Source organism: Haloarcula salina (assembly GCF_049603855.1).
In the GTDB taxonomy this organism is placed as follows: domain Archaea; phylum Halobacteriota; class Halobacteria; order Halobacteriales; family Haloarculaceae; genus Haloarcula; species Haloarcula salina_A.
On sequence record NZ_CP187148.1, the window covers coordinates 181,923 to 208,155 of the forward strand.

Sequence of the window (26,233 nt, forward strand, 5' to 3'; positions counted from 1 at the left end):
CGGTGTCGAGGCGGGCGTCACGCTCACGACTCCTGTTCCTCGATCTGTTCGACCTGGCTCTGTGCGGCGGCGACCGCTTCCTCGGGCGATTTCTGCTGATTGAGACAGGCGTGGAACTCCTGGCCGATGGCGGACTTCTGGGGGTCCCAGACGGCGTTGATCGGCGGTGCGAACTGGTTCTGGGACTGGAACTGCAGCGTGTCGAGGTACCGGCCCATCACGTCGATCTCCTGTGCCCGGTCCGACTCGAACAGTCCGGGTTTCGGCGGCGTCGAACCCAGTTCCTCGAAGATGGTGAGGTAGAACTCGTCGGAGGTCATCGCTTTGATCGCTTCGACGGTCGCCGCCAGCTTCTCGGTGTTGGGGTTGATCGAGAGGTGCCAGCCGCCCAGTTTGGCGTTCGTGCCGCCGGCGCCCTCGTATGGGGCATCGGACTCCGAGACGCTGTAGGGGTACGGCATGACGCCGAGGTCCTCACCGAAACTGTCTTCGCTGCCGTACTCGGCGATGGCGAACGACCAGTTCCGGTGGGTGATGGCCTCGCCCGCGTTGAACGACTCCATCGACGGGGAGGTGTCCCAGCCGAGCGCGTTCGACGGCGTGATGCCACCGGTGAGTCCCTCGATGGCGTACTCGTCGTCGCTCCCGTAGAGGAAGGTCCGGAACTGCCGGAGCGTCTGGATCGTCTGTTCCTCGTCGATGGTCACGGGCCGGTCGCCGATGGGCCCGTTCTGGTTCGACATGTCGCCGAAGTAGTTGCCGCCGTTGGTGACGAGGTGCTCGTAGCCGGTGATGCTCCCGATGTTGCGCTGGTTCATCGCCGTCGTGTAGCCGTGGTCCGTCCCGGCTTCCTCCTGTGCCGCTTTCGTGACTTCGGCGAAGTACTCCCACGTGAGCGGCTCCGTCGCCCAGTTCTCGCCCTCGGGGTCGTAGCCGGCCGCCTCGACGAGGTCCTTGCGGTACTGGATGGTCGGGATGTCGATGAACTGGGGGATGCCATAGAGGCCGCCGTCCCAGCGCATCGAGTCGACCATCACCTGCGAGTAGTCGTTTTCGAGCGCGTTCAGCTTCTCCTCCCCGAGAACCTGCGTGAGGTCGAGCAGCCACTCTCGCGGGGCGAAAAACGGCGTGTACGCGAAGTTCGTCAGCATGAAGTCCGGCGTCGTCCGCCCGGACGAGAGGATCTGGTTGTAGCGGTCCTGCAGGTCGTCCGCGCCCCACACCGTCGTCGAGAACTCGATGTCGATGCTCTGGGGCATTCCCGCGTCGTAGGCCGCCTGCTTGAGCGTGTCGGCGATGTTGCCGAACAGCGGCGCGGTGCTGTACTCGACGGTGACGTCCTCGCCGCCGTATTCGAGGTTGTCCGTCGATACGTCGCCACCGCTGCTCCCGTCGCCGCCGCTCCCGTCGCCGCCGCCTGTGCCCGAACAGCCGGCCAGTCCGGCCGCCAGCCCGGACGCACCGACTGCGGTGACGAACTGCCGTCGGGAGAGCGCACGGGCGCTGCTGTGACTAGACGTATGGGTATTGCTGCTGTCGCGTGCCATACGCTGGATATCATGGTCCCAGTATATAAAATTATTGTTCACGTAGATCTCGTCGGTCACTGATTTCGGTCGGCAATTCCGGAACGCCTGAATTGCAAGGTGAGAGGGTATCTCGCGGCCGTTCACCCAAAAGTATAAGAACGGTACGTCTGATTTCCTACGCGCTGTGGCAACACAGTACGCACTACTATGAGTGACGACGATACGCGACCAGACGGTAGCGAATCGCCTGCCAATCTCCCCCTCTCTCGACGCGGGGCGCTCGCGGCGCTCGGAACTGGACTCGGCGGCCTCCTCGCGGGCACGGGGGCCGCGAGCGCACAGGAAGACACAGGAAACGGCAACGGAAACCAGCCGTGGTACGACTGGGACGCCGACGTCGACGCCGGCGAGCACGCGCTGACGGGCCTGGGCTCGCTCTCTATGGCGGGCGGCGACGCTTCCATCTCCGAGTTCACCGGGGCGAACCTCTCCGTGACGGACGGGACGCTCAACGCCAGCGGCGGCGTCCCGGACTCGATACACGTCGTGACGGAGTACCCGGGCGAGACGCTCGACCAGAAGGTCGACAACGTACTCGAAGCCCTGCCCGAGGGCGACGACATCCCGAACCAGCAGCCAGGTCACCGAATCGTGATTCCGGCCCCCGACCCCGAGGACCCCGCCGCGGCCGACGGCCTCCCGGCGTGGCGCGTCGAGTCGCCGATGACCATCGGGAACAACACGGGAAAGCTCGTCTTCGACATGGGCTGGACGCTCATCTACGCGACCGACACCATCGAGAGCTTCTTCGTCATCGGGCCGGACGAGAAGACCGAGAACATCACGCTCAACGGCGGGATGTTCTACGCGAAACAGAACCTCGAACGCTCGTTCGTCGACATCCAGGGCCTCGGCCACGGGCACCTCTCGCGGATGTACCTCCAGAACCTCGAAGGACGAAACACGGTCCCGGCCGGCGTCCGCCTGGCCGACTACCACGGCTCCAGCGAACTGACGGTCCACGACACGGAGGTCACGGGCTGTACCGACGCCTTCCTCGCCGAGCACGGCAACGACGACGTGCCCTACGGTCCCGCCTTCGACCTCGACATCTACAACTGGCGGGGCGGCGGCGGCGAGCACAGCATCCGCATCGACGGCGGCGCGACTATCAACCTGGACTCCATCCAGTGTGGCGGCCACCCGCTCCAGTCCGTCAGCGAGAGCATCGTCAAACTGGAGAACTCCGTCACATCCGTACGGAAAGTCTCGATCCAGAACGTCCGCGAGCGCCACAACGCGATGGAGTACCACAGCGGCGTCACCGTGGCCGACGTGACCGACGGCGAGGGGGACCGCCACGACGGCGTCTACATCCAGAACGTCGACTGCTACAACGCAGAGGTCGGGACCGACCTGGAGTACGTCACCCACTACGACCAGCAGAACGTCCGCCCCGCGCCGACCGTGGGCGACGACGCCGAGGGGTCGACGCGCTGGTTCGACGACGGCGTCGAGCGCCGCCAGACCCACGACTCACACGCCTTCCACGCGGGCGACGGCGAGGAGGCGTCGCTCGTGGTCGACGACACGGACGTTCGCGTTCCCGGTGCCGGAGACGGGGTGGTGCTGACGACGCCCGACGGGTCCGCCCGGTACCGCGTCAGCGTCGATAACGACGGCTCGCTCGTCACCGAAGAGGTCGACGACGAGTAGCGGCGCGTCTTCGCCGCTCTCCCTTCGTCCCCGCCCTCACTGCGGATCGACGTTCCCGAACTCCGTGAACGCCGTTCCGCCTGCGATTTTCCGCTCCGCCTCGGCGAGGTCGTTGCCCGAGAACAGTCGCTCGTCGCTCGTCTCCACCGCTTCGAGGAAGACGCCCGTCCCAGCTCGGGCCCGCGAATCGCGGACGGTGACGGTCGACGAGTCTCGGAGCGAGACCGCGGCGTCACCGCTTTCGGAGTGAGCCGGAGCGCCGTCGAAGCCGTCGATAATGACGTCATCGAGACCGACGCCCGCAACACCGTGGGTGTGGTACGCCGGCACGTCGTCGGCCCACTCGACGGTAACGTCGCGTAGTACGAGCCCGTCGACGTTCTCGCAGTGGACGGCCGGCACGTCGTGCTCGCGAATCGGCGGCTCGACGCTCGTCGGCTGGAGGTCGACGTTCCCGCCGACAGCATCCGCCTCGGACGCCTCGCGAACGTCTAGGTGGACCGCCTCCAGTCGCACGTCTTCGATGTCGGCGTCGGTGTGGCCGTACACCAGCACGCCGCTCTCACACCGCGCGTCGACGTTCGAGACCGTGATGCCCGCGACCCGTCCGAGGTCCGTCTGCTCGTCGCGCGGGACCGACGTGACGTAGATGGGCTCCGCCTTCCCCCACCACGGCCCGTCGAACAGGCGCGTCTCGACGGTGCAGTCGCGAAACCGAATCCGCTCGATGTCGCCGCCGTCGCGGTGCTGGATACCGAGCCCGCGGTTCGAGCCGCGCACGACGCAGTTGGAGATAACGCAGTCGCGGATCGGCCCGTTCGTCTCGGACCCGAGTTTCACGGCACACGCCCGCGAGGCGAGCGTGCAGTTCGTCACGGCGACGGATTCGCAGGCCCGCTCCGCCTCCGTGGCCTTCAGCGTGATCGCGTCGTCACAGCACCGGATCGAACAGTCCGAGACGCGGACGTCGCGCGACCCGTCCACGGAGAGGCCGTCGCAGTTCGGGATTCGCATGTGGTTGCGGACGGTGACGCCGCCGACGGTCACCGACTCGCAGTTCCGGAGCGAGACCGTCCACGCCGGCGCGTCGCTGAACGTGACGCCGCTGAGTGCGACGTTCTCACAGCCGTCGAAGCAGAGCATCGGTCCGGGTCGGAAGGGCGGTTTCGCCACCGGCCACTCGTCGGTCCCGTCCGTCGGGTCGAGGAAGTCCTCGCCCTGGCGCGCCCGCGGTTCGCCGTCGCTGACGAGCGGGACCGACGCCGACTGCCCGGAGTGCTGTCGGAGCGGTTCGTCCAGGTCCGTTATCTCCGTCCCGCGTCCGCGGATCGTTCCCTTGCCCGTTATCGACACGCCGGTACAGTTCCGAGCGAGAACGAGCGGGCGCTCGCCGTCGGGACCGACGTACTCCGGGGGACACTGGTAGTCCGCCTCGTCGGGACTGGCAGAGACGACCGCACCAGGGGCGAGCGAGACGGTGAGATGGTCAGAGAGCGAGACAGACCCGACTTCGTACTCGCCCGGTGGGACGCGGACCGTTCCGCCGCCGTCGTCGGCACACGCGTCGATTGCCGCCTGAAACGCTTCGGTGGCGTGGCTTCCGTCGACACCGCCGTAGTCAGTGATAGCGTGGCTCATCTCCGGTAGTGGACCGAAGGACTGGACGGTGCAAAGCGCTTGTGCTGACGGAGCGCTCACGATGGTCCAGTATTACTGGACTCAGAGTTGGCATCGCTGGAATAGATTTATCAATGTTGCCGTTCTCGTATCGGCTATGGCCGACCAGCAGAACCCGAACGCAGTCAAGACCGCACAGACGACGTTCTCGATACTCGAGGAGCTAAAGGTGCGAAACGGGGCCACCGTCACGGACCTCACCGACGCCTTCGACCTCTCGAAGAGCAGCATCCACAACTACCTCACGACGCTCGAAGACGACGGCTACGTCGTGAAAGACGGGAACACCTACAAGGTCGGACTGCGACTGCTCGACCTCGGCGGCCACGCGCGCCACCGGGAACGACTCTACGACATCGCGAAGGACGAGGTGGACGAACTGGCGGCAGAGACCGGCGAACTCGCGAATTTGCTCGTGGAACAGCACGGCAAAGGGGTCTACCTGCACAGGGCCCACGGCGAGGACGCGGTCAAGACGGATTCGTACATCGGCCAGCGGGTCTACCTCCACAACACGGCCCTCGGGAACGCCATTCTCGCTCACCTCCCGCGTACGCGAGTCGAAGAGATCATCGACCAGCACGGGATGCCGGCGACGACGGAGAACACCATCTCCGACCGCGAGGAACTGTTTTCACACCTCGAACGGGTCCGCGAGGAGGGCGTCGCGTTCGACGACGAGGCCCGCCTCAAAGGCCTCCGCTGTGTGGCCGTTCCCATCGTCAACAACAACGACACCGTCGAGGGCGCGATCAGCGTCTCCGGGCCGACCAGCCGATTTCAGAACGAGCGCTTCCGCGAGGAACTGCCCGAGAAGCTCAAGAGCGTCGCCAACGTGATCGAACTGAACATCACCTACACGTGAAACAGTATTAGTAGAGTGTATTTCAGCAATACAGAATCGTATTTCAGAATGTCCATTCTCACACAGCCGCATACTGAATATTCACTTATATTCAGTGAGATATTACTATTAGTTGAGTGAATCAAGTAATACTGGATTCGGGCCAGTCATACTTGACAGTTCCACAGTTAGACAGCGTATCGCGTTGCGATACGGCGACCACCGAACGATTCGGCAATCGGAATATAACAGCCGTACACCCGTTAGTCCTCTCGCACGATGGACGAACCGTCGGGACGGCAGTTCACGACATGGATACGTCCGTTCCGCTACGAAGGCGCTCTCTGTCACGGAGAAGCGACTGGCACGCGGCCTGTCTGGCTAGCGCGTCCTCCAACGTCTCTGTCGACGCGAGGTGGGAGACAGTCCTGCATCGGTAGCCGCCGTGGGTGGGTCAGGATCGTTCGTTTCCATCTCACAGCCGGCCGAGCTATGTAGTACGGCCGTCGTGGTCGCCGACAGTCGACAGTTCCCGATCGACTGTCAAATGTCCGTACGTTCGGCGGATACGAGGCAACTTACGTTCGTATTCCCAGCACTCGGAAACAGGTTCGGGAATTTTCTCTGAGTTCGAATTTATATTTGACATATGCGATTGTATCTACGGAATAAAGATTCGAGGATTTGAACATTGACAACGATTGTCCCGAGCGGAGCTGCGAGCCTTCGCCGGCGGAGTTCGTCTGTTGTGTCCGCCCCAAGACGAACGCTCGGGCGTTTCGGCCGGGATGACGGACACTCGTCGCGGTCACTCGGCGACGAGTTCGACAGCCTGGGTCGGTCCGTCGAGAACCGCCACGTCGAATGCGCCGACGGTCGAACCGCCGGTGTGGAAGGTAACGGTGGGGTCTACGTCGATTTCGACCGCATCGCTGGTGAAGTTCAGGACCCACGTGTAACCGTCTCGCTCCATCACCCGCACGCCGTCGGGGAAGCGGTCGGTGTACTCGATGTCGGCCGCGGCGAGCAGGTCCGTGACGAGCGCGTCGGCGAGCGCGTCGCTGGGCCAGCAGCCACAGTAGGTCACCGCTCCCTGTCCCGTCTCGTTGTGTACGATCGCCGGACATCCGTCAGCCTCGCCCGTCCCGTACTCGCCGCGCCTGTCGCCCTCCTCCGGGGCCAGCCACGAGGCCCACGTCCGAAAGCCGTATTCCGAGCCACGGTAGTCCACCCGAGTCTCGACCGAGTCGGGAAGCGTCTCGTGGCGCTCGATACGCGTGCCGGCGAGCGACGCCAGCGGCCCGGGCGCGAGTGACTCGTGGAGCTGATTGTGCGGGTCTTTCTCGCCCGTCCGGGCACCGAGGAGGAGGGAACCACCCGACGACACGTAGTCCGCGAGCGCCGACGCGCGGTCGTCACCGACGAGGTACAGCGTCGGCGCGACCACCGCGTCGTACGTCTGGAGGTCCGCAGTCGGGGGGACGACGTCGACCTGTTGGCCGCGGGCACGGAGTGCGTCGTAGTAGGTTCGCAGGTGCGCCCAGTAGTCCCATTCGGGAGCGTTGGGCTGTGAGCTGGTCGCCCAGAGGCTCTCGTAGTCGTGAACGACCGCGACCGACGCGTCGACCGAACCAAGGTCGAACAGTTCCTCCGCGGCCCTCGAGGCGTCCCGGTAGCCCCGGTCTGGAGAGCCGTCCTGCCGCCGGAGGCCGGCGTGATACTGTTCCTGTCCCTGTCGGCACCGCCGCCAGCGGAAGTAGACGACGGCGTCGGCCCCGTGAGCGACGGCGTGGTGCGCCCACAGTCGCATCGCGCCGTCGGCCGGCTGAGACGAGTAGGGCGGCCAGTTCACGTCGCCCGGTTGCTGTTCCATCACCCAGAACGGGTTCCGTTTCGCGCCGCGCTGGATGTCGTGGTTCATCCCCACCTGGTCGGGGTCGCCGGCGCGCAACTGATCGGGCGTCGCCGGTTCGGGCTGGCGGTCCTGGACGAACCCCGTCGGATACGAGTCCCACGAGAGGAAATCGAGGTCGTCGGCCAGCCGATAGGCGTCGAGCGAGAAGCCGCCGATGAAGTTGTGGGTGACGAACCACTCGTCGTTCGCCTCGCGTATCAGGTCGGCGTGCAGGCGATTGTACTCGACGACGCTGTCGTTGCTGAACCGCTCGTAGTCGAGCAGGCGCGCGGGGTGATGTGCCGCCGGCGTCGGTCCCGGGGGATCGACCGCCTCGAACCGGTCGTACTGCTGGCTCCAGAACGCGGTGCCCCAGGCTTCGTTGAGCGCGTCGACGCTGTCGTACCGCTCCGCGAGCCATTCGCTGAACGCCTCACTACAGTCGTCACAGTAGCAGGTGACGGTCTCGTGACAGCCGTACTCGTTGTCTGTTTGCCAGCCAGCGACGTACGGGTGGTCGGCGTAGCGTTCGGTCATCGTTCGGACGATGCGCTCCGTTTCGGCGCGATACGTGGGGGAGTTGAAACAGGTGAATCGACGGCTCCCCCACTCCCGGGGCGTCCCGTCGCGGTCTCTCTGACGGATGTCTGGATGGTCGTCGACGAGCCACTTCGGTGGCGTCGCCGTCGGCGTACACAGCACCGCCTCCATCCCGTGGTCGCCGATGAGGTCGATGGCCTCGTCGAGCCACGCGAAGTCGAACGACCCCCGCTCGGGTTCGACTCGGCCCCACGAGAACTCTCCCATGCGGACGTACTCGATTCCGCAGTCAGCCATCTGTGCGACGTCCGTCTCCCACCGATCACTGGGCCAGTGCTCGGGGAAATAGCAGACTCCGATCGTCATATCTGGCCCTCGAAGTGCGGGGATATATTTCTTTCCAGTGGTGGACCGAGTCCACTCGAAAGTCAGCGATTTCGCCGGTTCGATTCCACGCGCCGTCTCGTGGAATCCCCCGCTGACGCTCTCACCCCTGCGAGACGAGCCACTCACCCGTGACAATCGCTCCATTATATTTGGTGCGGATGACAGCATCACTGCTCATCCGCGTCACCAGGTGAGCACGAGCAGGAGTTCTCGGATGCAAATAACAGGGCCCCGAACTGTCCGAAATTGCCACTCAGTCGGAGAGTATACCCTGCAAAGCAGTCACACGGTAGACAAAGACACCCACATTGAACCGAGCAATACTGTCACTCGTTCACCATAATTGGAGTCGCCCGTCTCGTCGCGGCCGCGGTCGGGTATCGGTTCCCCAGCGCCACCGCCGAAAAAGCTAAGCGACCGTGCTCGTTACGACCGCCCGTGTCTCTCAATACGGTAGCGATCGGCGACGCCGAGTTCGATTTCCACGACTTTGGCGTCCTCGGCCCGGCGATCGACGACGCGCTCGGTGACGGCGCGGACGTGGAACTGACGACCGATCGCACCGCGGTTTCGAGGCTTTCGGACTACGACGCGTTGATCGACTACACGACGAAGGCCGAGTGGACGCCAGCACAGCTGGACGCGATACGGTCGTTCGTCCGGGCGGGCTCGGGCTACGTCGGGATTCACTGTGCGACTGATATCGATACGGGCGTCGACGAGCCGTGTACGGAACTGGCCGATTTCATCGGCGGTCGGTTCGTCGCGCACCCGGAGATGACCACCATCGACGTGGAGATGGTCGACTCGGACCACCCCGTGACTGACGGGGTCACCGACTTCCAGCTCTACGACGAACCGTACGAACTCGACTGGGACGCGGACCGGGTCACAGTCCTCGCAGAGTTTACGCATCCCGAGACGGGGACGATGCCTGCGGCGTGGGTTCGAACCGAAGGCGACGGACGGGTCTTCTACTGTTCGCTCGGCCACGACTCGGCTGCGTTCCGTAACGCGGACTTCCGACAGCTGCTGCGCAACGGCCTTCAATGGGCGGCGGGAACCAACCCCTGAAGGCACTGTTCCGGCCGCCGACGGCCCCGTCGAACGTGAGTGGAAACTGGCGCCGCGCGTGTTCGCCCCACGATGGCGATCTCAGGACGTGAACCGGTGGCTGAAGCGTCCGTTCACGGCGCGTTGAACGACCACTTCTGGTTGTCACCGCCGTTCCAGCTCCACTGGATGACGTCGTCCCCGTTGGAGGTCCCGGAGGCGTTCACGTCGGCGACGTATCCCGAATTGGCGTTCTCCAGTCGGTAGGTGCCGTCGCCGTTTTCGAGGACGGTCCAGCGCTGTTCGTCGTTACCGTTCCACGTCCACTGGACGAGCGACGCGCCCTCGCTCGTCGACCCACCGTCGACGGAGAGGACCTTCCCGGAGTTGCCGTTCTCGAAGCGGTAGGTACCGTCGCCGTTCTGCACGGCCTTCCACTGCTGGTTCTCGCCGCCCCAGTACCCGTACTGCTGGACGTTCCCGCCGTCGGACGTGGAGCTGTCCGCGACGTCCATCGCCTTGCCGCTGTTGACGTTCTCGATCCAGTAGGTCCCCTCCGATATCGGCCCACTCCCGTCCGACGACCCGGCGTAGGGGAGGTCGCGCTGGCTGAGCGCAAGGGGGTCCTCGCTTCCCGCATCGAACGGTCGGAACGCGTAGGTGAACTGCGTGCTGATAGGATCGACGCTGTACTCAGCGAGCGTGTTGCGAGGCATTCCGCCGACGCCGCTGACGGCGTAGTCGACGTTGAAGACGACTCCGTCCGCGTACTGGAGGTCGCTGATGCGGCGCTCCGCGTCGTTCATGTCGGTAAACTCCTGGACGCTGACGTTCATGATCTCCGTCGAGGGCAGGTCGTGGACCAGCAGGCCAACACCGCTGTCGTTGGTCAGTGCGGCGTAGCGCGTGTCACACTTGTTGCCGTAGTCTCCGGGCGGGACGTACCCGACGAACTGCTCGGAGACGGACCCGCTGTAGCGACCGATGCGCTCGTTCCACTTCCTGTCGGGATAGGTCTCGCCGGGCCCCCGGCCGAACCACTCGAACGAGTCGAACTGCGTCGGCAGTCGCAACTGGAGACCGTACTTCGGCAGGTACTCCGTGATGGTGTCCTGCATGGCCGAGTTCGGCGTGACCTCGACGTGAGTGACGACGTCTCCGCTGCCGAGGACGGTGTAGGTGTAACTGGTCGTGAACGCTTCGCTGTGATCGCTCGCGGAGTCCGTCGTCTCGACCTCGATGCGGACCGCCGACGAGTCGGGCTGTGAGATCGAACTGGAATCAACCGTCGCCGTGAGCGCGTCCAGTCCCGCCGCGGTCCACTGGTCCGCTTCCGCACCGCCCCAGCCGTTCGTCTCGTTGTGGACCGGTTCGCGCCACGCGTTGAACTGTGGCCCGGCCTCGAGCAGTTCCTCACCGTGGCGCTGGAACGACGTGAACCGGCCCGCGCTCGTGTCGAAGACGTACGTGAAGTCCGACCCGGAGACGGTCACCTCGGACCCGCTCGTGGAGTAACTGACGTCCGCCATGTCCGCGAGGCTGGGCTGTGGATCCGCCGGAACATCCCAGGGGACGACAAACTGCTCGAAGGCGACCTCGTAGCCGGCGTCGGCCCACGGCTCGTCAGATGCGAGCGTGACGCTGATGTCGAGGAAGTACTCCGAGCCGGCCTGCAACGAGGGCTGAGAGTAGCCGAGGGAGACCGTCTGCGTCTCGCCGGGCGCGATGCTCGGGTTCACCGTCCCGCTCTGAATGACGGTGTCGTCCTCCGTGAGTTCCCAGCTGAAGTCGAACTGGCTCGTGTCCGTGAAGTCGTAGACGTTCGTGATATCGACGTCGCCGCTGGGCAGGTCGTTGGCAGCGAAGCGGACGAACTGCTGGGCCTTCTTCATCACGTCGAGCTGGGGCATCGCGTGGCGGTGGTCGATAATCGTCGCCGTTGGCTGTGGCGGGTCGCCCCAGTGGTGCTCCTTGATTTCGAAGTCGAGCCAGAGGCGACAGGAGTCGTCCGGCGAGGAAAGCGAATCCACCTCGTTAGACGAGAGTGCCCGCTCGAAGATGCGGACCGAATCGACGCGGACGTTCGCGTACCGGTCGGTGGACTCGGTGTTGTGGCCGATGCCGACGCGGTAGCGGTTGCTGTTGACGTCGCCCGAGAACGACGTCGAGGCGACTTCGCTCCCGTCGACGTACAGTCTGACGGCCGACCCGTCGTAGACGCCCGACACCGTGTGCCAGTTCCCGTTCCACCCGCTCGGCGGGGCGGCGCTGGCGGTGTGGCGGGTCGACCCGTCGTGGACGAAGAACTGGAGGTCGCCGCCGCTCATCTTCAGGCCGTACTGGGTGTCTCCCTTGACGACGAGGGGCTGTTCACCAGAACGGTCGCTCTCGCCGTAGACGACGGCTTCCACGGTCAGTTCGTCCGTGATGTCGATCCGGTCGTCGTGGTTGGCGTCGACCCAGTCCGTCGACCCATCGAGTTCGAGGGCCGACCCACTCTCGCCGGTCACCGCCGTCGGCGAGCCGTTTATCAGCGCCGTGTGGCCGGCGATAGAGCGGTCGTCGATCGCCGCTCGCCGGTGGTCCTCGTTCAGCAAGTCGCCGTCGAGCGGCGCTTCGGTGGCGTTGAGCTGGTGCTGGTTCCACATCCAGATGTAGCCGCCCTGTAGCTGTTCGTGGGAGTGGATGACGTCGTAGAAGTCCGTCAGGAGGCCGCCGCCGTTGCCGGACATGATCTGGTACTCGCCCATGACGACGGGCTTCGTCACGCTGGAGTCGTTCGCCATGCTCTCGATGGTCCCCGGATACGGGTAGCGGACGCCGTTGATGTCCGCAAAGGGGGCGGTGCCGCCGAACCCGCTCCCGTAGCCGCCGTCGTTGTCCTGGTGGCCGACGAGTCGAGTGGGGTCCGCACTGCTCACCCAGTCGGCCATCTTCCGGTGGGCCGGCCCGAATCCGGCCTCGTTACCGGTCGACCAGATGTTAATCGACGCGAAGTTCTTGTCGCGTACGACCATCCGTTTGAACCGGTCGAGGAACGAGGGGTCGAACGAGGGATAGTCGTTGACGAGCGTCTGATTGTCGTGGGCTTCGGTGTTGATCTCGTCCTGCAGGTAGAGGCCGTACTCATCACAGAGGCGATAGAAGTCGGGTCGGTTCGGGTAGTGCGAACACCGGATGGCGTTGGCGTTGTTGCGCTTCGCCATCTCGATCTCTTTGCGCATCCGTTCGGTGGGGACGTGTCGGCCGTGGTCGAGGCTGTAGTCGTGGCGATTCGTCCCTGCGAGCGTCACTGCCTCCCCGTTGACGGTTATCTTCTCGGCCGACCCGTCAGCGGTCGAAACCACCTCGATCGTCCGAAATCCGACCTTCTCTACCATGGCCTCGCTGGCCGAAGTCGCACCGTCCGGGACCAGTTCGATGCCGAGCGTGTAGAGAGTCGGCGTCTCGGCGGTCCACGTCTCGACGTCCGAGACGCTCATCGAGAGCGGGGGTCCGGTCTGCTCGAAGTCGAACCACAGTCGCGTCGAGCCGTCTGGGTCGGTTCGCGTCTCACTCACTTCCGACGACGACAGTGCGCGGTCGTACACGCGCGCCGAGTCGAGTTGCCCGCCAAAGTACCGGCTCCGGGCCTCGGTGTTGTGCCCGACACCGAGCCGATACCCGTTCGTCGCGACCGACCCGGAAAACGAGGTCGAACCGATCTCCGTCCCGTCGACGTACAGTCGGAGCGCCGAGCCGTCGTAGACGCCGGTGACGGTGTGCCAACTGCCCGACCAGCCGCTCGGCGGGGCGACGGTGACCGTGTTCCAGCTCCCGTCGTAGACGAAGAACTGGAGGTCGCCGCCGCTCATCTTCAGACCGTAGGCCGTGTCGCCCTTGGTGATGATCGGCTGTTCGCCCGAGAGCGACTCGCCGTAGACGACGGCCTCCAGCGTCAGTCCTGCCGAGAGGTCGAATCCCGGGTCGGCCCCGGCGTCGACCCAATCGTCGCTCCCGTCGAAATCGAGTGCCTGCACGTCCGCCCCGCTCACGTAGGACGGACCGCCGATGACGGTCCCGTCGTTGTTCTCCCCAGACCGGTCGTTCGCCACGTCGTCTGACGTGGTGACGATGTCGCCCGAATCGACGGTGACGCTCCGTTCGGTCGTTCCGACCGCAGTGCCTGACGGGTCGAACAGGCTGGCACGGACGGTCGCCGACTGCTGGGCGCTCGTGTGATTGGCGACCGCCGCGTCCACCTCCAGCGTCCCGTCCGTGTACGACGAGTCGAGGTCGGCGACCGTATCGAGGTCCTGTACGTGGACGTCCGGCTTCGAGTACAGGAGCACGTTGCGGAAGATGCCGGCGAGTCGCCACATGTGCTGCTGTTCGATGTACGTCCCGTCTGTCCAGCGCACGACCTGTATCGTCACGGTGTTGGTCGAGTCCTCGGAGACGACGTCGGTGACGTTGAACTCGCCCGGCGTCATCGACCCCTGCTTGTAGCCGACGTACGTGTCGTTGACCCAGACGAAGTAGCCGGCCTTTGCGCCCCCGACGGAGAGGTACGCCTGTCGGCCGCTGGTCCATCCGCTCGGAACGGTGAACTCGCGCCTGTACGTCCCGACGCTGTTGTCCGTGCTCGGGACGTTTGGCGGGTCGTTCGGTTCGAAGCCGACGTCGACGTTGTAGAACCCGAGGTCGCCGTACCCGTCCGTGCTCCACGTGTGTGGGACGTACACCGTGTCCCAGTTCGCGGCGTTCGAGGTGTCCGTCGTCGCGCCGCCGAGGTCGGTGGCGAAGTCGAACTGCCACGGGCCGTCCAGCGCCTTCACGTAGTCGGATTCGAGCCACTGGTCGGTCAGGAACGTCTCGCTGCTCTCTGCGGTTCGCGCCGCGGATAGCGATCCATACGGCTTCGTCGTCGGGACGTGTGGCGGTTCGGTGTACTCCCCGACGACCGTCGGATCCTCGATGTACGTGTTCCAGTCGACGTTCCCCGGGGTCGGGTCGTTCCCGTCGTGTGGCGCCGCACTCGTCAGTGACGTCCCGTTCCCGAACACAACGCTGCCGAGGAGCGTTCCGCCGGTCGCCTGCATCACGTGCCGGCGTGTCAGTCCACCCCCGTCGTCCGACGACTGGTCGCTGTCGCTCGGTGGTCCCGCTGAGCCGTTTCGACTCATCGTTTCCACCGCCGGCACGTCCCGTCGCTTCGTCGCTGGCCAGTGCTACCGAGAGTATCTGCTGTCTGTGCGTACATAGTCATTACCTACCGCGGTCTACGATAACATCCCTCATCATTTAACGTTTTCGACATGATGAGCGAACTGGTACGCATCGGTGCAAGATTGCGTCCTGCGATTCCAGTCGGGACGGCCGAGGCGGTAACCGTCTTCTGATTCGGAGGGTGACAGCGGGCAAGACGCTCGGAGCCGTCGCTGGTCACGGATTCGTCGGAAGAACGACGGACCCCGACAGTGGGGTCGGAGCGAGGCCGTTACACCTGGGTCTGCGTCACGCTGAGCTGATCCGTCTTCGTTTTGAGCGAGTCGCCGGTCTGTACGTCGAAGAGGTACACGGACTCCTCCTCGAAGGAGATGCCGACCCGGTCGCCGGTCTCGGGACGAACCGCCACGTCCGTCCGCGCGACGATCTCTTTCTCGCCGAGCGTCCCGTAGATGAAGTTCTCGTTGCCCATCTTCTCGACGACGGTGACCTCGATGTCGTTCCCTGTCGGGTCGATTTGGAGGTCTTCCGGGCGCACCCCCAGCCGGACAGTCGAGACGTCGCCGACCCGATAGTCGTCGAACGCGTAGGCGAACCCCGACTGGGAGACGAGTCGGTCACCGCTCGCGTCCATCGTGATGAGGTTGATGCTGGGACTCCCGATGAAGTCGGCGACGAACTCGTTTGCGGGGTTGCGGTAGAGTTCCTCCGGGATTCCGACCTGCTGGAGCGTGCCGTCGTTGACGACGGCGATGCGATCACCCATCGCCATCGCTTCGGTCTGGTCGTGGGTGACGTACACCGTCGTCACGCCGAGGTCGTTCTGGAGTTCCTGAATCTCGGTCCGCATCTCGGACCGAAGCTTCGCGTCGAGGTTGCTGAGCGGTTCGTCCATCAGGAACACCTCTGGCTCGCGGACGATGGCCCGTCCGAGTGCGACGCGCTGTTGTTGCCCGCCGGAGAGTTCGCCGGGCGTCTTCGAGAGCAGGTCCTCGATTCCCATCATCTCCGCGATGCTGGTCACCTGTCTCTCGATCTCGTCGGAGGAGAGCGTCGTCGAGAGTTTCAGCCCGAACCCGAGGTTCTCCCTGACAGTCATGTGCGGATACAGCGCGTAGTTCTGGAAGACCATCGCGACGTTCCGGTCGCTCGCACGCTGGTGGCTGACCTCCTCGCCGTCGAAGCGGATGCTGCCGTCGGAGACACTTTCGAGACCCGCGATACAGCGCAGCATCGTCGTCTTCCCACAGCCCGAGGGGCCGACGAGCACCAGGAACTCTTCGTCCCTGATTTCGAGGTCGACGTCGTCGACGGCGACGATCTCGTTTCCCTCGACGTCGTGGTCTTCGTTCGCTTCGTACGTTTTGACGAGTCCTTCGATATTGATTTGTGTCATCCTGAATCACTCCTTGACGGCTCCCGACAGGATGCCTCGCACGAAGTACTTCTGGAGTGCGAGGAACACCACGAACATCGGGAGTATTGCGATCGCCGATGCGACCATCAGTTGGTCGAACGCGATGACCTGCTGTCCCATGATCTTGGTGATCGCCACCGGAATCGTGAACTTGTCTTCGCCGAGGACGACCAGCGGCCAGAGGAACATGTTCCACTGGAAGAGAAAGAGAATGACGGCGAGCGCCGCCATCGACGACTTCATCGACGGTAGCGCGACCCGGTAGTACAGCTGGAACTCCGATGCGCCGTCCATCCGGGCGGATTCCAGTAGCGCGTCCGGGATCGCTTGCATCGACTGGCGCATGAAGAAGATGCCGACCGGGTACGCGGCCCACGGCAGGATAATCGCCGCGTACGTGTTGGTCATGTCCGCCGTGGACATGACGAGAAAGAGCGGAATGACCAGCAGGTTGATCGGGATGACGAGCGTCGCCAGAATCCCGGTGAAGATGGCTTCTTTGAAGCGGAAGTCGTACTTCGCGAACGCGAAGCCGGCCATCGAACACAGGAACAGGGCCAGCAGCGTGTAGACCACCGCGATGAAGATACTGTTCCAGACGCTGTTCATGAAGCTGACGTACTGTCGTGACTGGAGCGCCTGGAAGTTCTCCACGAAGTGGCCGCCCGGAACCAGTTGCGGGAGCGTCCCGCTACTCGAGAGGATCGCCGACTGCGGAAGCGTCGACGCCACGACGATCCAGTAGATCGGGACGAGCATGAACAGCGCGGCCGCGACGAGGAAGCCGTAGCTTCCGAACCGCCAGAGCGCCTCGGTTTTCGTTTCCTGATGCATCGTTAGCTCCACTTGAGTTGGACGAGCGATAGTGTCATGACGATCCCGACGAGGACGACGGTCAGCGCGCTCCCGTATCCAAGCTGGAGGTTCTGGAACGCGATCTCGTAGATGTAGTAGACGATAGTGCGGGTCTCTTTGACCGGTGCGCCCGCGCCGATGAGAATCGTCGGTTCCGAGAACTTCTTGAAGCTCCCGATGGTCGTCGTCACGAGAACGAACAATAGCACCGGTTTGAGCTGGGGCAGCGTGATGTACCGGAACTTCTGGAAGCGCGACGCGCCGTCGATCTCGGCGGCCTCGTACAGCGACTCCGAAATCGTCTGGAGCCCGGCCAGGATGATTATCATGTTGTACCCGGTCCAGCGCCAGACGACCATGAACGCCATCAGGTTCCGCGACCAGAACCCGTTTCCGAGCCAGTCGAGCGGCGTGAGACCGAACACCTGGAAGATGGCGTCGAGGAGTCCGCCTTCGGCGACGATGACGACGAAGACCACCGAGTACGCCACCGTGTTCGCCGAGACCGGCAGGAGCATCAGACTCCGAAAGACGCCCTTGAACCGGGTGAATCCGGCGTTGAGAACCACCGCGAGTCCGACGGCCAGACCGACCATCAGCGGGAGTTCGATCGCGAAGACGTAGGCCGTATTGAACAGCGACTGGTGGAAGACGCCGTCACGGAGGAGCCGCTGGTAGTTCGCCAGCCCGACGAACTCCAGGTTCGCGATCTTCGGGACGATCAGATAGAAGTCGCCGAGTTGGACCCAGAAGAGCGGGTCCGTCGCCACTCCCTGATAGGTGAAAAACGAGAGGTAGACGGTGTAGAAGATCGGAAATGCCAGAAACGCCCCGAACAGGACGAAAAACGGGGTGAGGAACACGTACGGCGTTCCCGGAATCGTCGGCATCAGCTCCTTGAACCGCTGTCGCTGGAATCGGAGGCGGTCGGACAACTCGACGATGACTTCGGAGCTCATCTGTTATGCGATGTCGCGGTCGGTTCGGTCTGCGACGCGCTGGGCCGCACGGTCCAGTGCCGCCTTCGGCGAGTCGCCCTCGTCGATCATGTTTCGCATCTCCTCGTTGATGATGCTGGAGACGATGGGCGAGTCGACGGTGAACCGGTAGCCGGGGATGTTCGGGACCATCTCGATCCAGATGTCCGCCAGCTTTTGCCCGCCGAAGAACTCGAATTCGGCGGTGGTGAACGCCTCCTCGTCCCACGACGGCTCGTGTGCCGTCATCTGCCCCTCGTTCTTGTACGTGAGCGCGTTCTGTTTCGGATTGGCGGTGACGTATTTGATGAAGTCCCACGCCCGGTTTGCCTCTTCCGCCGAAACCTGCTCCGGGATGACGAGCCCGGAGCCGCCGCGGTTGCTCGCTCGATTCCCTCCCTCCTCGACGGCGGGGACTTTGAAGCCGCGCCACTTCCCCGCGGTGTCGGCCATCGAAGAGGTGATCGTTCCGTAAAACCACGAACCGGTAGCGTACCCGGTGATACTACCGTCCTTGAAGCCGGAGAACCACTGTTGACTCCAGTTCGCCCCGCGGTCGACCAGCCCCTCGTTCGAGAGACGGTTCATTATCCGGGCGGCCTTGAGCCCCTCCTCTCCGTTGAGGACGATCTCCCCGTTCTCGTTGAACTCCTGACCGCCCTGCATGCGGTTCAGGAACCGCCAGTAGAGGTTCGAACCCGAAGCGGGGAGCGAGAGGAGTGAGACGTCGTCGGGGAGCTTCTTGCCTTCCTCGATCAGTTGGTCCCAGGTTTCGATCTCCTCGTGGGGCGCGAGTCCGTGCTCGTCCCACACGTCTCTGCGGTAGTAGAGGGTGGTCGGAGCGATGTCGTCCGGCACGGAGTAAATCTCCCCGTTCTCACCCGTCACGGCGGCGAGTACCCCCTCGTTGAACTCGTCGATGATGCCCGCCTGTTCCATCCGCGGTCGGAGGTTCCGAAGCCCGCCGGTCGAGGCGATTTTCAGCGTCTTCTTCTGCTCGATGAGCGCGGTACTGGGGGCACCCTGGCCCGAGATCAGGCGCGTCTGCATCTTGTTGATGATCTCGGAGTACCCCATGTTGGTATGAGAGATGTCAGTCCCTGTCTTCTCGGAATACCGGTCCATCAGGCCGCCGTACGCCCCTGCCATCTCCCAGAACTCCATCGCGTCGGCCATCGGACCCGGCGTCGACTGTTGAGACTCGGTTTCGTCCGTGTCCGTGGCTTCGCCACCCGAAGACCCGTCACCTGAGCTCTCACCACCGTCCGTCTGTTGGCCCTGACTCGGCGGACTGGAACCAAAGCCCGCACAGCCGGCGAGCCCCGCCGCCCCGAGTGCCCCGAGAGCATTTAGCACACTACGCCGGTCACAGAATTCTACGTGATCTTTCATTGCGAACGTTGCAGAAGTCAAAAGGGGAGTACAAATAGTTTTGGGTTAAATCCCGGGAGAAACAGTAATATTTATTATACTTATTGGTGCTCCCGGCTCCGAGTGGTCTAGCGAACCCGACCGACGGCCCTGGAGATTGGCTACCACCACGTCGACACTGCACAGTACCACTGGCACGACGGAGCGCTCTGGTGACTGCTATCGACGGGTCACCACGACGTGATCGGGATCTCACGGAGCGGTTCCGCCAGGGGAATCTCGACCGTCGATCCGGTGTAGTGAGAGATGTAGAAGCCGACGATGACCTCCAGGGACCGGGCCGCTTCGGCTCCCGGGGAGAAGTTGTCTCCGTCACCGTTCAGCAGGTCCTCGATGTGCGTTGCCGCGTTCGCGAACGACCGTTTGTAGTCGTCGTCCCACGTCCAGGCGCCCTCGATACCCGGTAACGGCTTTTCGACGTGCTCGCCGTCTTCGAGCGACCAGTAGCGCCACTCGCCGTCGTCGTTGTTCAGGTAGAGTTTTCCCTCAGTCCCGATGAAGTTCAGCGTCATCGAGGAGATGTCGCGGGGAATCGTACAGTCGACGGTGACGAACGAACCGTCGTCCATCACGACGTGGCCGCCGCCGCCAGCATCGACGACATCTGTTCCCGTCCCCAGCGAATCGACGGCCTCGTTCTCGCCGTTGATGTACCCGCTGACCTCCGCAGCCCGGGCGTCCAGGAGATAGACCAGCGTGTCCAAGACGTGCGTGGAGTTACGCATCAGTTCCATGCGGTACTGCGTGCTGACGGACGTGACCTCGCCGAGAAGGTTTCGCTCGTGGATGAGGTCGTGGAGACGCCTGAGTTTGTCTGTAAACCGGAACGAGTGGTTGACGACCAGCTCCGTCCCCGTCTCGTCACACACGTCGACCATCTCCTCTGCAGCGCTGACCTGCGAGGCGATGGGTTTCTCACACCAGATGACCTCCGGGTCGGCGGCGGACTTCGCCGCGTCGATCGTATGTTCGTGGTGCAGAAAAGACGGCGTACAGATCGAGACCACGTCCAAGTCCTCCTGTCCCAGCATCGAATCGTGACTGCCGTACCGACGATCCACCGGAATGTCCCACGCGTCACCGAAGGTCGCGAGTTTGTCTTCGTCTACGTCGGCGACCGCGACGAGTTCGATGTCGTCGGTACTCGCGTAGCCGCCGGCGTGGCTCGCGTCGATCTTTTCTTTCCCGATCGCATCCTCGTCGTGCATGCCGAGAATGCCCATGCCTGCGATACCGCCTGTGCCAATCACGCCTGCTCTGTAGGTCATCTTTGGATTCTCCCTCACTGGTCGCGGGACCCACCGCGGTCGGTGCTGACGAGTCGCTCCCAGCGAATACGGTCTGTCGCTGCTAATCCTATCAGTATCCCACCTAATAAATGTTTGAGTGGATTCGGCGGCCGGTGGTCGGCGAACGCGAATCGCCGCGGCGAGAATTACCGGTCGGTGGGGAAGCACTCGAGAAGCCGCTCGCCGTCGTGTGTCTCGACGACGACACCGGCGTCGGCCGATTCGAACTGTGGCGCTCGCTCCCAGGGAGCCGTCCCGTCGGGGCTGGCCAGCACTGCCGCACCGAACCAGTGCTCGCCGGGGTCGTGGGTGGTCCGTAGCGTCGGAACCACCGTCCGTGGGTGGTTGCTGTTCGTGTTCGGTTCCTGGGCTTCGACGGTCGGCGAGCGGTCGCCGAAGGCGTCCGCGATTCCGCTCGTCCCGTTGGGATATCTGGCGATGGCCGCCTCGCCTCGGCTATCGTGGGAGAACCGCGACTCGTCGTCGTCGCCGGTCTTGTCGAGTGCGAAACCGCCCTCCTCGCTGTGTATCGTCCGGTCCGTCCGAAGGCGGTGGACGCGAACGTGCCACGGGAGGGCCGGAGCGAGCCACGTGTCGACGGTCACACCGTCCCACGGGTCCCAGCGGGCCGCGAGCGTGGTTCCGTCCATCTCGGCCTCCGTCAGCGACGCGGGGACCGTGTACTGTTCGCCGTCGAGGCTGAGGGCGAGGGCGCTGTCGTGGCCCGCCTGTCCCGGCCCCGGTGTTCGTCCGGCGACAGAGAAACCGAACTCCGTCGAGTACGCGAACTTCGTGTATTTCTCCCGACCGTGAACGCTCTCCTGCCCGAGCGAGAGGGCGAACAGGTGGTCGTCGCCGCGACAGAGGAGTTTGCCGGCTTCGGGCTGTGTCGTCGTTTCGGGCAACTCCGGGAGCGGCTCCTCGTCGGCCTGCCAGAACGGGTGCTCCCGGTCCAGCGCGAGCGGCAGGAACGCTTTCATGGCCCAGTACGGCGAGTTCGGGGAGTTGTACGTCTCGGACACCTTCAGCGTCGGGTAGCGATAGCCGACCGAGAGCAAGCCGCCGTCGGTGAATATCGGCTGGTTCAGCCACCACCGGACGTTTCGCGCCCAGAGGCCGCGGACGGTCCCCCAGGAAAACGGCTCGACGCCGGCGTACGCGAGACCGCCCCAGAACGCCGCCTGTGCGAACCGATAGGTCAGGCTCCGGCCGAACGGGAGCGCTCGACCCGTCTCGTCGAACCAGTGCACGTGGGTGGTCGCAAACGTTTCGGCCCGTGTTCGGAACCGCGCCGCCCGCTCTGCATCGTCTTCGCCCACCACGGCCGCGTAGAGGAGGCCGTAGAAGTGCATCGCCCACGGGAGGTAGTAGTCCACGGGGCTCTGGTCGCCTTCGGGACCGTCGGTGTACCAGCCCTCGCCGCGATAGAACGTTTCGAGTCGGTCGAGCGACGACTGGGTCCGGTCCCAGTCGTGGCGCGCACCCACCGACCGAAGCCCCATGTTCACCATCACGCGGAAGAACAGCCAGTTACAGTCGTAGAGTTCGGCGTCGTTGATCTGGTTCAACCACGTGACCAGCCGTTCCCGTTCCGCCTCCGAGAGCGGGTCCCAGAGGTGTTCGGGGGTGAGCGCGAGACCGACGCCGATGGCGGCCATCTCGACGAGCTTCTGGGAGTAGTCGTCGGCCTCGCCCCAGTACTCCTCGTGAGACGGGTCCGTGCCGTTGATCAGGCCCGTCCGAAACCGCGGCCAGTGGTCGAACTCTCCGTGGACTCCCAGCGGCACGAGGCCCCACAGCGGGCGGGCGAACCCTTCCAGTTCGGCCGAGACGTCGGGAAAGTGCGCGCCAGTCGCCGTGGGACGCACCCTCGCCCGTCCGGGACTGAAGTGCTCTAACAACGGTTCTGTGAGCCGCCTCGCCGCTCCTTGGAAATCCTCCCGCGTCCGAAGCGGAGTGTCTCCGATCGGGTTCATCTAGCACGTACACTGACAGCACCGATAAATAGCGTTTTCCCCTCGGCCGACCGGCCAGGCTGCCCTCGCCGCGCCGAGAGGGCGAAGCCGGGCGAGTCTGGGCACAGAACGGTTACCAGTACCGTGACCAGTGTTCGGTCGCGCGGACGAGTCCCTCGACGTAGAAGTAATCACCCCAGATGCAACACTCGTCGTAGTCACCGTCCGTCGGGTCGTAGGCCCCGTCCGACAGCAGGCCGTTCGACTCGCTTCGATCGGTCGAGTACCGCTCCGCAAGGCTGCCGAGCGTTGCGATGGCCGCGTTCTCGTATCCCCGTGCGCGAGCGTCAGCGAGGGGCAGTTGCTGCGCCAGTTCGCCGAGACCACACGCCGCGATCGCGGCGGCCGACGTGTCCCGGTAGGTCTGGTCGGCGGGCGCGTCGAAGTCCCAGAGTGGCACGTGATCCGCTTCGACGTTCGAGAGGTAGTAGTTGGCCAGCCTGGCGGAGAGGTTCGCGTACGCGCCCTCGTCGGCGTAGTCGGCCGCGAGCGCGTATCCGTAAATCGCCCACGTCTGGCCGCGCGACCAGCACGAGTCGGCGTCGTACCCCTGGGCCGTCTCTCCGCCGAGGGGCGCCCCGCTCTCCACGTCACATTTGAACGTATGGAACGTCGAACCATCCGAACGGACGAGGTGCCGTGCGGTCGTCCGTGCGTGTCGCTCCGCGATGGACGCGTACGCCGAATCGCCCGTCGCTTCACTCGCCCAGAACAGCAGCGGAAGATTCATCATCGAGTCGACGATCATCCGACCGCGCTCCCACGAGTCCTCGGGCGAATCGATGTCGCCCCACGCCTGAATCAGCCCCGGAGCGTCCCAGAACCGATCCGCCAGGTGGTCCGCAGCGGTGAGGGCTGCCGACCGATATCGCTCGGTTTCGGTCACCTGGTATCCAGCGATAGCGGACAGCGTATAAAGGAACCCGAGGTCGTGCGTCTCGACTTCGCCGCTCTCCAGTCGCCGTTCGAAGGTCGCTAGCTGTGCCTGTGCGGCGTCTCGAAACCGACGCTCCCCGGTCACTTCGTACGCGAGCCAGCACAGACCGGTCCAGAACGCCGTCGTCCAGCCCTCCGTATTGTCGGTCGGCTCGTAGACGAGTCCCTCACTCGACGGACCCGGGAACTGGTCGTAGAACGCCTCCAGATTCTCGCCGATCCTGTCGATCGCAGTGGAGAGGGCCCGTTCGAGGTCACTTCGAGCCACGTCCGGTCTCCGTGTGTATCGCTCCGGCAGGCCGCTGTCGTCGACGGTCCGCAGCAGAGCGGCTGGCGAACTTGGCATGTGCATGCATATCCCTGGCCGGGGTGTAATAAACCCATCGTCGGACCAGCCGGACTGGCTCCGCCGCCCGCCGAGAATACTCCTGCTCGTAGCACAGACCGACGTGATGGGAGATACAGCGATACCGAATGATGTTTGGTAATACAACACACTCCCCCGACCTGGTACCGCGTCTCGATATGCGGAGGGGAGGCGGCCAATCGTCGAGGTGCGTGAATCCCACAGACAGGACGCTCAGTGGGGCTTCCAGCGCTGCCAGAGCATACACGGAATTACCGTCAGTACACTGCCTATCCCCTCCACGTGACCGAACCGCGGTGTCATGCGTCTTTGCCCGTCGCTGACAGTCTCGGATCGCCGGGCTCGACCAATTGTAGATGTTTTTTCCCTCAGGATAATGCAGATGTACATGTATTATTTCTGGAGTATCAGTCAGTATTAGCAGACCGATGCAAAAAGTACAGTCGAATCCACTATCTATGGACTGATATCCGGTATCAAAACTGAGTTCTACAGTAATACTGTATGTCTGTGTAAGATAGTACTAGCCCTGACGCCCACGCCGATCTGAGGTCCGTAGGAGTCAGCGTCAGCGACCCATCGAAATAACAGATGTACGAATGTTACGGATGGTTCGGCCGGACACCATCCGTAACGGGGAGGTTCGCCATTTCGTCCACGGTTCGACCAACCTCTCGGAATAGGAGACATACCACTTCACGTGGTGTCCGAACGAGTGGTCCCTCAGCGAGCAACTCTCGATCGTCGCGTACTCGTTTCGAGAGACGCCGGTAGCATAATCCAGCGTGCCGTTTCAGCCGAGAGAACGAGTTTCGACGATGGTCGGTACTACCTGCCGCAGTACAGTCTGACGGACCGATACAGGCTAATCCGGCTTCATGAGTCGATATCCCTGCTCTCCCTCGGATCGACCTTCAAAGAATGTGAGCAAACATCTCTGATCGTATTATATCTAGCAGTTCGTATATTTCTATCCGCGGTAGCCCGACGGCCGGTCACACCGGCGGTCAGTCGCGTCGGTCCCCGTGCCGCGTAGCCTGTCGCCGGTCACTCCTCGGCGGCGCGGAACTCGAAGCGCGCGCCGCCCGTCCGGCTCTCGGCGACTGACACCGACCAGCCGTGTGCGTCGGCGATCTGGTCGGCGATCGCCAGGCCGAAGCCGGTGCCGTTTTCGTCGGTCGTGTACCCCCTGTCGAGGACTCGGCCTCGTCGTCGACGTGGAGAACGCGAATGTGAGGACGGGTAAATCATGCATATTTGCTATTGATTCGTGTAGATGTCGATGTTAGCCTTGCTATTCCCGACTCGGGAGAATACTGAAATACGTACGTTCAGATTGCGTCTCAGGTACATTCCAGAATGACTCAGAGAGCAACGGGACCGAGCGTGGAGCCGGGCGCTGCCTCCGAGGCTGACCGCGGACACGTGAGTCGCGCCGAGAACCAGGCGCCAGACTACCTGCATCGATAGCAGGTGGTGACATCCGGTCCGGGCGTTAGAGCCCACCGCCGCCGAACACCCAGAGGGCAACGGCCGGTGCCGGGGCGAGCAGACCCCCGAGAACGAGGGTCCACGCGACGGCTCGCCTGTCGCGCTCTCGGACCGCCCCCTCGTATCGCCACAGCTGGCAACAGACGTAGAGCGCGGCCACGACGACGCCACCGAGATGGAAAAACGACGGCTGAAGCACCGTTGGAACCGCGGTCTCACTGGCCGTCGTGAAGTCGATTCCGATGGCAATCGCGCCGACGATGGCGGCCGCCAGCGCGTATGCCCCGCCGGCCGCTACGTGCCAGAGCCCCGTCCAGATATCGGGTCGCTCATCCCGCGGCGGGAATCGCCGCGGCGACGCGTAGCTTCCCAGACCCGCGTACAGTAGCGGGAGCGTCCCGACACCGACGACGACGGCATACGGCGTCGCGGAGGCGATCGAGATGATGATAAGGGCCGCCGTGAGCAGGTAGGCCCGCGCGGTCAGTTCGCCGAGCGCCAGCGGCGGGACGACGACGGCCATTCCGGCGACGAGAACTCCAATTCCGAGGGGGACCGAGACCGGACGGAGGCGGGCGGCGAGTGACATTGGGGTTGACTGGGCGTT

Annotated in this window: 15 protein-coding genes and 1 pseudogene; 3 read left to right on the forward strand and 13 right to left on the reverse strand. The window is 63.9% G+C overall.

Translation table 11 applies throughout. From position 1 onward, the window contains the following. Positions 1 to 23 precede the first annotated feature (23 nt). Complete coding sequence (locus tag ACOZ4I_RS18240) at positions 24 to 1,547, reverse strand: extracellular solute-binding protein (RefSeq protein ID WP_424005361.1); 1,524 nt, start codon at positions 1,545 to 1,547, stop codon at positions 24 to 26. Between the two features lie 189 nt (positions 1,548 to 1,736). On the opposite strand from ACOZ4I_RS18240, the gene ACOZ4I_RS18245 reads away from it, so the two are divergent. Continuing rightward, on the forward strand, positions 1,737 to 3,245 hold the full coding sequence (locus tag ACOZ4I_RS18245) for a hypothetical protein (RefSeq protein ID WP_424005363.1): 1,509 nt from the start codon (positions 1,737 to 1,739) through the stop codon (positions 3,243 to 3,245). A gap of 36 nt (positions 3,246 to 3,281) precedes the next feature. On the opposite strand, the gene ACOZ4I_RS18250 is transcribed toward ACOZ4I_RS18245, so the two are convergent. Beyond that, on the reverse strand, positions 3,282 to 4,883 hold the full coding sequence (locus ACOZ4I_RS18250; protein WP_424005365.1) for a glycoside hydrolase family 28 protein: 1,602 nt from the start codon (positions 4,881 to 4,883) through the stop codon (positions 3,282 to 3,284). Positions 4,884 to 5,019: 136 nt separating this feature from the next. On the opposite strand from ACOZ4I_RS18250, the gene ACOZ4I_RS18255 reads away from it, so the two are divergent. Further along, positions 5,020 to 5,787, forward strand: a complete 768-nt coding sequence (locus ACOZ4I_RS18255) for an IclR family transcriptional regulator (RefSeq protein ID WP_424005367.1) — start codon at positions 5,020 to 5,022, stop codon at positions 5,785 to 5,787. 787 nt (positions 5,788 to 6,574) lie between these two features. On the opposite strand, the gene ACOZ4I_RS18260 is transcribed toward ACOZ4I_RS18255, so the two are convergent. Then, positions 6,575 to 8,566, reverse strand: a complete 1,992-nt coding sequence (locus ACOZ4I_RS18260; RefSeq protein WP_424005369.1) for a beta-galactosidase — start codon at positions 8,564 to 8,566, stop codon at positions 6,575 to 6,577. A gap of 459 nt (positions 8,567 to 9,025) precedes the next feature. Here ACOZ4I_RS18260 and ACOZ4I_RS18265 point away from each other — a divergent pair, with 459 nt between their 5' ends. After that, positions 9,026 to 9,661 carry a ThuA domain-containing protein gene (locus tag ACOZ4I_RS18265; protein ID WP_424005371.1) on the forward strand — a complete coding sequence of 212 codons (636 nt, stop codon included), beginning with the start codon at positions 9,026 to 9,028 and terminating at the stop codon, positions 9,659 to 9,661. A 113-nt stretch (positions 9,662 to 9,774) separates the two neighbouring features. Here ACOZ4I_RS18265 and ACOZ4I_RS18270 read toward each other — a convergent pair whose 3' ends face one another. The 10 genes and pseudogenes from ACOZ4I_RS18270 to ACOZ4I_RS18315 all read right to left on the reverse strand — a co-directional run bounded on the left by ACOZ4I_RS18270 (position 9,775) and on the right by ACOZ4I_RS18315 (position 26,215). Then, positions 9,775 to 14,805 (reverse strand): glycoside hydrolase family 2 TIM barrel-domain containing protein, encoded by a 5,031-nt coding sequence (locus ACOZ4I_RS18270; RefSeq protein WP_424005373.1) that lies wholly within the window; start codon positions 14,803 to 14,805, stop codon positions 9,775 to 9,777. Between the two features lie 314 nt (positions 14,806 to 15,119). Then, complete coding sequence (locus ACOZ4I_RS18275) at positions 15,120 to 16,244, reverse strand: ABC transporter ATP-binding protein (protein ID WP_424005375.1); 1,125 nt, start codon at positions 16,242 to 16,244, stop codon at positions 15,120 to 15,122. Positions 16,245 to 16,250: 6 nt separating this feature from the next. After that, positions 16,251 to 17,099: a carbohydrate ABC transporter permease gene (locus tag ACOZ4I_RS18280; protein WP_424005377.1), complete on the reverse strand. Its 849-nt coding sequence runs from the start codon at positions 17,097 to 17,099 to the stop codon at positions 16,251 to 16,253. Between the two features lie 2 nt (positions 17,100 to 17,101). After that, positions 17,102 to 18,079, reverse strand: coding sequence for a carbohydrate ABC transporter permease (locus tag ACOZ4I_RS18285; protein WP_424005379.1), 978 nt, complete (start codon positions 18,077 to 18,079; stop codon positions 17,102 to 17,104). Between the two features lie 3 nt (positions 18,080 to 18,082). Then, entirely contained in the window at positions 18,083 to 19,273 is a 1,191-nt protein-coding gene (locus ACOZ4I_RS18290) for an ABC transporter substrate-binding protein (protein ID WP_424005381.1), read from the reverse strand. 425 nt (positions 19,274 to 19,698) lie between these two features. Beyond that, complete coding sequence (locus ACOZ4I_RS18295) at positions 19,699 to 20,796, reverse strand: Gfo/Idh/MocA family protein (RefSeq protein WP_424005383.1); 1,098 nt, start codon at positions 20,794 to 20,796, stop codon at positions 19,699 to 19,701. Positions 20,797 to 20,963: 167 nt separating this feature from the next. Further along, positions 20,964 to 22,793 (reverse strand): DUF2264 domain-containing protein, encoded by a 1,830-nt coding sequence (locus ACOZ4I_RS18300; protein WP_424005384.1) that lies wholly within the window; start codon positions 22,791 to 22,793, stop codon positions 20,964 to 20,966. A 112-nt stretch (positions 22,794 to 22,905) separates the two neighbouring features. Then, positions 22,906 to 24,114 (reverse strand): glycoside hydrolase family 88 protein, encoded by a 1,209-nt coding sequence (locus ACOZ4I_RS18305; protein WP_424005386.1) that lies wholly within the window; start codon positions 24,112 to 24,114, stop codon positions 22,906 to 22,908. Positions 24,115 to 25,182: 1,068 nt separating this feature from the next. After that, positions 25,183 to 25,335, reverse strand: a pseudogene (locus ACOZ4I_RS18310) (ATP-binding protein); the annotation flags it as partial. Between the two features lie 295 nt (positions 25,336 to 25,630). Beyond that, positions 25,631 to 26,215 (reverse strand): hypothetical protein, encoded by a 585-nt coding sequence (locus tag ACOZ4I_RS18315; protein WP_424004858.1) that lies wholly within the window; start codon positions 26,213 to 26,215, stop codon positions 25,631 to 25,633. Positions 26,216 to 26,233: the final 18 nt, after the last annotated feature.